This is a genomic window from Brevibacillus sp. AY1, from assembly GCF_029870785.1.
Classification (GTDB): domain Bacteria; phylum Bacillota; class Bacilli; order Brevibacillales; family Brevibacillaceae; genus Brevibacillus; species Brevibacillus invocatus.
Genome location: NZ_JAFLPN010000070.1, coordinates 1 through 9069, shown reverse-complemented (window position 1 = coordinate 9069; position 9069 = coordinate 1). Strand labels below are relative to the sequence as shown.

General features: G+C 48.0%; 10 protein-coding genes and 4 tRNA genes. 12 read left to right on the top strand and 2 right to left on the bottom strand.

What is annotated here, in order from left to right:
* Positions 1-182 precede the first annotated feature (182 nt).
* From JZI27_RS24160 to JZI27_RS24105, 12 genes are all read left to right on the top strand, one after another.
* A tRNA-Asp gene (locus JZI27_RS24160) sits at positions 183-259 on the top strand.
* Positions 260-289: 30 nt separating this feature from the next.
* Positions 290-365 (top strand) — tRNA-Phe (locus JZI27_RS24155).
* A gap of 5 nt (positions 366-370) precedes the next feature.
* Positions 371-446, top strand: a tRNA-Lys gene (locus JZI27_RS24150).
* Between the two features lie 18 nt (positions 447-464).
* A tRNA-Gly gene (locus JZI27_RS24145) sits at positions 465-540 on the top strand.
* 163 nt (positions 541-703) lie between these two features.
* Positions 704-2350: a tetratricopeptide repeat protein gene (locus JZI27_RS24140; RefSeq protein WP_251243177.1), complete on the top strand. Its 1647-nt coding sequence runs from the start codon at positions 704-706 to the stop codon at positions 2348-2350.
* Positions 2351-2396: 46 nt separating this feature from the next.
* Complete coding sequence (gene trxB / locus JZI27_RS24135) at positions 2397-3377, top strand: thioredoxin-disulfide reductase (RefSeq protein WP_276531850.1); 981 nt, start codon at positions 2397-2399, stop codon at positions 3375-3377.
* Positions 3378-3621: 244 nt separating this feature from the next.
* The gene (rapZ, locus tag JZI27_RS24130; protein ID WP_276531855.1) at positions 3622-4494 is read left to right on the top strand and encodes an RNase adapter RapZ; all 873 of its coding nucleotides are present in this window, start codon (positions 3622-3624) and stop codon (positions 4492-4494) included.
* A 61-nt stretch (positions 4495-4555) separates the two neighbouring features.
* Positions 4556-5548, top strand: a complete 993-nt coding sequence (locus JZI27_RS24125) for a gluconeogenesis factor YvcK family protein (protein ID WP_280209718.1) — start codon at positions 4556-4558, stop codon at positions 5546-5548.
* 23 nt (positions 5549-5571) lie between these two features.
* Positions 5572-6519 (top strand): DNA-binding protein WhiA, encoded by a 948-nt coding sequence (gene whiA, locus JZI27_RS24120; protein ID WP_122911108.1) that lies wholly within the window; start codon positions 5572-5574, stop codon positions 6517-6519.
* A gap of 51 nt (positions 6520-6570) precedes the next feature.
* Complete coding sequence (locus JZI27_RS24115) at positions 6571-6828, top strand: HPr family phosphocarrier protein (protein WP_122911109.1); 258 nt, start codon at positions 6571-6573, stop codon at positions 6826-6828.
* Positions 6829-6957: 129 nt separating this feature from the next.
* Entirely contained in the window at positions 6958-7170 is a 213-nt protein-coding gene (locus tag JZI27_RS24110) for a hypothetical protein (RefSeq protein WP_251243181.1), read from the top strand.
* A gap of 145 nt (positions 7171-7315) precedes the next feature.
* Entirely contained in the window at positions 7316-7807 is a 492-nt protein-coding gene (locus JZI27_RS24105; protein ID WP_280209716.1) for a metallophosphoesterase family protein, read from the top strand.
* Between the two features lie 79 nt (positions 7808-7886).
* On the opposite strand, the gene clpP is transcribed toward JZI27_RS24105, so the two are convergent.
* Together clpP and JZI27_RS24095 are read right to left on the bottom strand one after the other, a co-directional pair.
* Positions 7887-8486: an ATP-dependent Clp endopeptidase proteolytic subunit ClpP gene (gene clpP / locus JZI27_RS24100; RefSeq protein ID WP_122911112.1), complete on the bottom strand. Its 600-nt coding sequence runs from the start codon at positions 8484-8486 to the stop codon at positions 7887-7889.
* A 115-nt stretch (positions 8487-8601) separates the two neighbouring features.
* Positions 8602-8817: a hypothetical protein gene (locus JZI27_RS24095; RefSeq protein WP_280209714.1), complete on the bottom strand. Its 216-nt coding sequence runs from the start codon at positions 8815-8817 to the stop codon at positions 8602-8604.
* Between the last annotated feature and the right edge of the window lie 252 nt (positions 8818-9069).

Here is a 9069-nt window from a genome sequence, read left to right as displayed (position 1 = left end):
TGATAGGTTCGGTGTGGAAGCGTGGTAACACGTGGAGCTGACGAATACTAATCGGTCGAGGACTTATCCACATGTCTTAGCAATCATGCAGATCCAGTTTTGAAGGAACAAGGCTTCAGAGCCATGTGCAAGCAACGTTGATGCCGTAAGATAGTTTTCGAATTCAGCGATCCTTCCTTAGTGGAGCTGTGGTGAAGTTGGAGTTCACGCCGGTCTGTCACACCGGAGGTCGCGGGTTCGAGTCCCGTCAGCTCCGCCATTTCTTAGAAATGGCGATTTGTATTTTAATGGCTCGGTAGCTCAGTCGGTAGAGCAGAGGACTGAAAATCCTCGTGTCGGCGGTTCGATTCCGTCCCGAGCCACCATGTACGAGCCATTAGCTCAGTTGGTAGAGCATCTGACTTTTAATCAGAGGGTCGAAGGTTCGAGTCCTTCATGGCTCACCAGTTTTTACAACAGGGTATGCGGATGTAGCTCAATTGGTAGAGCGTCGCCTTGCCAAGGCGAAGGTCGCGGGTTCGAGACCCGTCGTCCGCTCCATAGCAGAATTTCAGGCAAGAGCCTGGATATAGACACCACTTGCTGTAGAGGCAGTGGTGTTTTCATGCTTTTATTGGAAGAACATTTGCAAGACTAGTCAGCTTGTGGCATCGCCGCCCTTCTGGTACGATGGGAGTGCTGCTCCTACGATGTTGGAGGTTCTATGAAACATAACAAAAGTATTGTGAAAAAAACCGTCGTTGACTTTCAGCAAGATGCTACGTTTTTTGTTGAGCGCGGAATGAAATGTTTAAACCGGTACGACTATGAAAAAGCATTGCGGTCTTTTCGGCGAGCGGTAGAGCTGGAACCGAGCAATGCCGAGTGCCACTGCCATCTGGCCAGCGCACTCGCTGAAACCGGAAAATTTGAATTGTCTAATGAAGTTCTGAGTGAAGTCATAGAGAAGTGGGATCCGACCATGTATGAAGTCTATTTCTACATGGCAAACAACTATGCAAACCTGGAAGATTACGAAATGGCCGAAGAGATGGCAATTCGCTACCTGCAGGAGGACAGCAACGGATCATACCGAGAAGATGCAGAGGAATTGCTTGATTATATTTATTTTGAATTAGACATGCCGCCGCGTCACTTTCTTCCGAGTGAAAAGGAAGACATCTACAACAAGCATGAGCGTGCGCGTCGCAGTCTGGAAGAAGGGCGTTTTCTCGAAGCACTGGATACATTAAAAGAAATCGTAGAAGCGGATCCTTCATTTTTGCCGGCCTGGAATAATCTTTCCCTGGCTTACTATTACGCAGGAGACTTCGATCAGGCGCTGGAAACGATCAGTAAAACGCTTGATATAGAGCCGGGTAATCTGCATGCGCTATGCAACTTGGCGGTTCTCCTTTCTCATAATAACCATACCAAAGAGCTGCTCCAAGTGATGGACACGCTAAAGAAGGTCGTTCCCTTCCATCCCGAGAACATCTACAAGCTGGCAACGACGATGGGCGTACTCGGACAGCATGAAGAAGCGTATATAAACTACCATCGCATGCTTAAATCGGGACGTCCCCATGAGGCGTGCACGTATCACTATGCGGCAATCTCAGCCTATTTGAGCGGGCACAAGGATCAGGCGCTGCGTTGGTGGCAGAAAGCCAAGCAGCTTGACCCGGAGGCAGGTATCGCTGATCAATATATCCAAATGGTAAAAAACGAACAGGAAGGGGAAACTATAAAACCGATCCCCTACCAATACAATCCGCCTCAGCGCGAAGTTTCTTGGGAAACGGCCTCTTTCACAGGGGTGGAAGATTTCAAGACCGATCCGATGATTCGTGCTTCACTGCTGTGGGCCTTGCAGCATGGCCGAGATGAAGTGAAGTTTGCGGTGCTTCAGACATTGTCACTCATTGCTGACGATGAGGCAGAGACGGCTGTGCGACAGTTCTACCAGCAGGCGACCGATCCACAGCTGCAAAAGTTAGCTTTGCTGGCCCTGGCAGATATGGGAGCCTCGCTTCCTACAGACTGTCCGGCTGCGGAGGAACGCAAGACAGCGGTTAAAGATCAAGCTGATGAATCAGTCGAAGCGGGAATACAGCGTCTCCTTCACGACGAAGGACATGAACAAGCTGCGAAGTGGTGCTTGGAAGCGTGGAAGAAGTATCTGCAGCAAACGGCAGACGATCCGGGGCAAGTGCGTAAAGCAGTAGCATGGATAGCAGCATTAGAATATGTATACGGAACTGTAAGCGAACAAAAAATATCCCAAGCAGCTTTGGCGAAAAAATACGGAATATCTGCTGCGACCGTATCAAAGTGCGTCAAATTATTGTCGAGGCTTGATTTTAAATAGATTATTATTTTATAATTAATTTAAATTAGAAGCTTCTAGTCACGTCTTGAGAAGGAGGACGAGGGATATGAGTGATCAAAAAATTTATGATGTTATTATTGCCGGAGCCGGCCCTGCCGGAATGACGGCTGCCGTATATACATCTCGTGCAAATATGAGTACGCTGATGCTGGAGCGAGGAATTCCAGGCGGACAGATGGCGAACACAGAAGAAATTGAGAACTATCCTGGCTTCGGTTCTATTTTGGGGCCAGATCTGTCCACCAAAATGTTTGAGCATGCTCAACAGTTTGGGGCTGAATATGCATACGGAGATATCAAGGAAGTTCGCGACGAAGCGCCATACAAACGCGTGCTTGCTGGAGACAAGGAGTACCTGGCAAAATCTGTGATCATCGCGACAGGAGCCGAACACCGTCTCCTCGGAGCGCCAGGTGAGAAAGAGCTTTCCGGCCGCGGTGTATCGTATTGTGCAGTATGTGATGGAGCTTTCTTCCGCGGCAAAGAATTGGTTGTCGTAGGCGGTGGAGACTCTGCGGTAGAAGAAGCCGTGTTCTTGACCCGTTTTGCTTCCAAAGTGACCATTATTCACCGTCGTGATCAATTCCGTGCTCAAAAAATCCTGCAAAAACGCGCAATGGAAAACGAAAAAATCTCCGTGATCTGGGATACCCAGGTAAAAGAAATTCGCGGCGAAGGCAAAGTTCAATCCGTGCTGTTGGAGAACGTCAAGACAAATGAGCAAAGCGAATTGGCTACAGATGGTGTCTTCATCTACGTCGGTATGGACCCGCTGACAGACAGCGTTCGCGGTCTCGGAGTTACCAACGAAGCAGGCTACGTGCTGACCGATGAGAAAATGAACACCAAAGTAAAAGGCGTATTCGCTGCCGGAGACGTTCGCGAAAAAACGCTGCGTCAAGTGGTAACAGCAACGGGAGACGGCTCGATTGCTGCTCAGTCCGCTCAACACTATGTTGAAGAGCTGAATGAAAAGCTGCAAGAACAAAATGTCACAATCTCTTAACTTCGTTGTAACATTACTGAAATATTAGGGGAGTAATATAAAGACAATGAATTAACCCCCTTATCTATATAAATTGATTGGCGTGGCTGAAATTGAGCCACGTCTCTTTTTTTCCCCATTTACATTGTTGGCGTAACCGACTCTCCAGGTTGGAATTTAGGGGAGGGGCTCAAAAGGATGCGAATATGTCGTTTAATATGGTATGCTATTGTCAGAATCGTAGGAGGCGAGTTGCGTGACGGATATGGGAAAAAACAAGGCTATTAACTTGCTCATCATCACCGGGATGTCAGGAGCGGGTAAAACCGTTGCGGTGCAAAGCCTGGAGGATTTGGGGTACTTTTGTGTAGACAACCTGCCGCCAGTCCTGATCCCGAAGTTTGCCGAATTGGTGCAGCAGTCTGGAGGAAGTATTGAGCGAGTCGCATTGGTCATCGATTTGCGTGGGAGAGGGTTTTTTGAAAGCTTGTCCCAAACCATTGATCGACTGAATGAGATGAACGGGCTCTCCTTCCACATCCTGTATCTAGATGCGAATGATCAAACCCTGGTCTCTCGCTATAAGGAAACGCGTCGTCGCCACCCGCTATCATCGAACGGTTCGCCATTGGAAGGCATCCATGCTGAGCGTCGACTGCTGGAAGAGATGAAGGGCTTGGCGCATCAGATTATTGATACGAGTCAGATGAAGCCGGCACAGCTTCGGGAAAAAATCATCAGTCAATACGGTCAGCAGGGCTCGCCATTGACCATTAACTTACAATCGTTCGGTTTCAAATACGGTTCACCGATTGATGCCGACTTAATGTTTGATGTACGCTTTTTGCCCAATCCGCACTATGTTGAGGAGCTGCGACCGAAAACCGGCCGTGACCTGGAAGTGTCGGACTATGTGATGAGTCATCCGGATACAAAGGAATTCGTTGAAAAGCTGACCGATTTTTTGGCCTATACCCTGCCTCACTATCAGCGCGAGGGCAAAAGCCAATTGGTTATCGGAATCGGCTGCACAGGCGGGAAACACCGCTCTGTTGCTATTGTCGAACACCTGGCTAAAACCTTCGGACAAGATTTTACGGTCAGAACCAGCCATCGAGACATGGAGAAGAGCAAGTAAGCATAAGATGGCAGGAAAGAGATAAGAGAGTTAGGTGTAATAGAGAATAATGGGGTGACATATGCCGACGAAGGGAATGGGGAGACCTCAGCGACAGCAGATGCGGCTTGTCGTAATCGGCGGAGGAACGGGGCTGTCGGTCCTGTTGCGTGGTTTGAAGTACGAGTCGGTTCATATCACCGCCATCGTAACAGTTGCTGACGACGGGGGAAGTTCAGGCCGTCTGCGTGCTGAGATGGATATGCCGCCTCCAGGAGATATTCGCAACGTTCTTACTGCACTGGCTGATACAGAGCCATTGATGGAAAAAGTCATGCAATACCGTTTTTCTACCGGCACCGGATTAGCCGGGCATAATTTGGGAAATCTACTACTTGCAGCTATGAACGAGATCACAGGTGATTTTGTTACAGCGGTCAAGGCTTTGAGCGGTGTATTGGCGGTACGCGGGGACGTGTTGCCTGCATCTACCCAGTCCATCCAGTTAATCGCAGAGATGAAGGATGGTACGCTGGTGGCTGGAGAGTCGCAAATTCCGCTGGCGGGTAAAGAAATCAAGCGTGTCTATCTGGAGCCGTCAGACGCTGCTCCGTTGAATGAAGCGCTGCTTGCGATTGCGGATGCCGATGCGATTCTGATCGGTCCGGGCAGTCTGTATACCAGCATCATTCCGAATCTGCTCGTGCGTGGCTTGTTCTCTGCCATTGCTCGTTCGACGGCGCCCAAGATTTATATTTGCAACGTCATGACCCAGCCAGGTGAAACAGATGGCTTTGCGGCTTCGCATCACGTGAATGCCATGTATCAGCACGTGGGTGGACCATTTTTGGATACAATCATTGTCAATTCAGCAAAACTTCCCTTTCACGTATTGGAAAAGTACGCAGAAAAGGGTGCCAAGCCTGTCCGGTATGACCTGAAGCAGCTGCGCCAACTGGGTTTGCATATTGTAGCAAAACCATTGGTTACGTTCGAGGATGGTTACCTGAGGCATGATGCACATGCGGTGAGCAAACAGGTTGTATCACTTGTCAAGCGCAGGCGAAGGGGCTGAAGAAAGAGAAGGAGTGGGTGTCAATGTCATTCGCCGCGCATACCAAAAAGGAACTAACCATGCAGGAGGCCGGCGATTGCTGCAACAAGGCGGAACTGTCCGCATTGATTCGCATGAATGGCAGTCTTCAATTTGGTTCGGGCCGGCTGGTGCTGGATGTAACCACAGAAAATGCAGCGATTGCCAGACGGATCTACACCTTGATCAAAAAACTGTTTAGCATCCACACAGAGCTTTTGGTTCGCAAAAAAATGCGCTTGAAGAAAAACAATGTATACATCGTGCGCATTCCCAACAAAGCGAATGAAATCCTGCAGGACTTGGGCATCATGGACCAGAGCATGTCGTTTGTTCCGGGAATTTCCTCCGATGTAGTCAAAACCTCATGCTGCCGTGCCGCTTACCTGCGGGGAGCCTTTTTGGCAGGAGGATCGGTCAATCACCCGGAATCGTCCAGCTATCATTTGGAGATTTTCACTTCCTATCAGGATTTTTGTGAAGCTCTTACCAAGATGGCCAATCGCTATAAATTGAATGCCAAGTGCATTGAGCGCAAAAAAGGGTATGTGCTCTATATCAAGGAAGGCGAAAAAATCACCGAGTTCTTGAGTCTGATCGGCGCTCACCAGGCACTGCTTTATTTCGAGGATGTGCGTATCGTAAAAGACATGCGCAACTCTGTAAACCGACTGCATAACTGTGAGATTGCGAACATTAACAAGACGGTAAATGCCGCCACTCGTCAAATGGAGAATATCCAGCTGATCGATCAGGAAATGGGGCTGGAGAACTTGCCCAAACGCTTGAGAGAGGTGGCAGAGCTAAGGCTCATTCATCCAGATATCAATCTGAAAGAATTGGGTGAAATGCTCCCGAGCGGAATTGTCAGTAAGTCGGGAGTGAATCATCGACTGCGAAAAATTAACGAAATCGCTGACAAATTACGAGAAAAACAAAATATTTCGATCTAAATACATGGTATACTAAGGGATAATGATTCTTTCGCGTGAGGAGGTCCATCGATGGTTCAGCAGCAGGTTATGGTCAATCTGAAGACCGGTTTGCAGGCACGTCCTGCAGCTTTCTTCGTACAAGAGGCCAACCGTTTTGCATCCGAAGTATTCGTAGAAAAAGACAACAAGAAAGTAAATGCCAAAAGCATCATGGGTATCATGAGCCTCGCTATAAGCTCCGGAACGGAAATTACGATTTTGGCAGAAGGACCAGATGCGCCCCAGGCAGTTGCAAGTCTTGCGAACTTGGTAAGCAAAGAAGAATAGCTAGGAACAAGAAAAACACTTTCCCCGTCGGAAGGTGTTTTTTGCGTATATAGGCATGTTTTTTCACGATCAGGGCATTTCTAATCAATGTAATAGGAAAAAATAATGCTGAGCTGAAGGAGGGATACCATGAGCGAGCGAGATTCTAACTATGAAGGCCGAGACGCATACGATATGGACGTGGATCGGATGATCAACGAAGGACTTGGTGGTGGCATGGTTTCTTATCAGAACGGTCTGGTAGAGGAAACGTCCGTGGATACCATGCAGGGCGAGTCTGGCCTATCTGGCGGATCTGCTGCAAGACAGGCTTTGAATGACGATGACGAGTCGGTAACGTAAAAGAGTATTGATAAGCAGCTGAACGCCATTTTAGAGTCGTCGAGCAGGCACAGAAAGATTCTGTCGTCAGCTCGACGTTTTTTGTTGGGAAAAAAGGGAAAAGAAGATAGGATGATAGAAATAGTGAGAGGAGCAAAGGGGGAGATTGTATGAGTCTTCAAATCGGGGAAGCCATAGCTGTCATTTCGGATGTGCATGGGAAGACATCCTGTTTTGCCATGCCACTCCCTTTACAGACGATGCAAGCCTCATCGAGAAGGTAACGGCAGACGGAGTAGTCGATAAGCCAATTGAGGTTCTGTCAGCAGAACTGCAGGCCATCCCGCAGAAGGTCATCGTATGCGGTCATACCCATGTGCCCAAAAATGTGTTCCTGCCAGACGGGAAGTGGATCGTGAATCCGGGGAGTGTAGGTTTTCCGGCATATTATGAGGAATCCCCGCATCCGCATGTCATGGAGTCTCATTCGCCCCATGCCAAATATGCCATATTGCAGCGAGTGGAAGAGGGATGGTCGCTTGCGCATGTGTGCATTCCATACGATTGGGAGCGGGCAAGCAGACGTGCTGAACAATTCGGGCGGATGGATTATGCGAATGCGATTCGCAGTGGAAAAGCCTATATTCCACAAGCATAATTTAATTAGTAATCTGTTTTTTGGCATACAAAAACACCCGTTCATAGCAACGGGTGTCTTGCCTTTTCACACATGCTTATTATTTTGCTGCAGCCTCGGAAGTGATAACCTTGTCAATTAGTCCGTACTCCAGCGCCTCAGCAGCGGAGAGGAAGTTGTCGCGGTCTGTATCTTTTTCCAAGCGCTCCAGTGGTTGGCCTGTGCGCTCAGCCAGGATTCTGTTCAGCTTGTCACGCATTTTCAGAATGCGTTTTGCTGCGATTTCGATATCGCTTGCTTGCCCTTGTGCACCACCCAGAGGTTGGTGAATCATGACTTCGCTATTCGGCAGGGCCAAACGCTTGCCTTTGGCACCTGCTGCAAGCAAGAAGGCGCCCATCGAAGCTGCCATACCAATACAAATCGTAGATACGTCTGGCTTGATAAAGTTCATCGTGTCATATATCGCCATACCAGCTGTAATGGAACCGCCAGGGCTGTTAATGTAGAGGTGAATGTCCTTATCAGGATCTTCTGCTTGTAGGAACAACAACTGGGCCACCACGATGTTGGCTACCGTATCGTTAATGGGAGTTCCCAAAAAGATAATTCTATCTTTGAGCAGGCGCGAATAAATATCGTAAGCACGTTCACCGCGGTTCGTCTGTTCAATAACGGTTGGAATTAAATTCATGTGCATCTAGTCCTCCTCCTCTCTTAGTAAGAATATCATACACAAAAGGTCAGTAAAGGTCAAACACTTATGTATGGGTCCTCACTACCATGATTACCAGATCGCTTCTCCTTAAACCTGCTCAAACCGATTCTGTCAGTTCAACCGTCAGACGTAGGGTGGCTGTCATTTTCCTGCCCTTGATGATCGTGTATTCCTCAACCTGCTTCATCTGCAGCTCTTGAATAGCTTCCCCCAATGCTGTTTCGTCGGAGTAGGGTTGTATCGTCAGCAGACACTCCTCGTCACTGGCCTCCTGATAGATCAGATAAAAACGCTCGTCGGCGATGATCAACACATCCTTTTATCCACAATGTTATCCACAGGTTGTGCACAAAAACATTTGTTCGCGGGATATCAACGTAAAAAACAAGTAAAGATGTCGTTCTTAGGATGGCATGAAGGAAAAAAACCTTGCATAGGAAAAGGATGGGAGAAAAAAGAAGGAAAAATCAATTTTTAAGCGTATGTTACATAATTGAATCAATTTCATAATTGCTCATCTTAAAAATATACAGACTGCCCCAATCTCTTCTTTATCCTTTTTTAA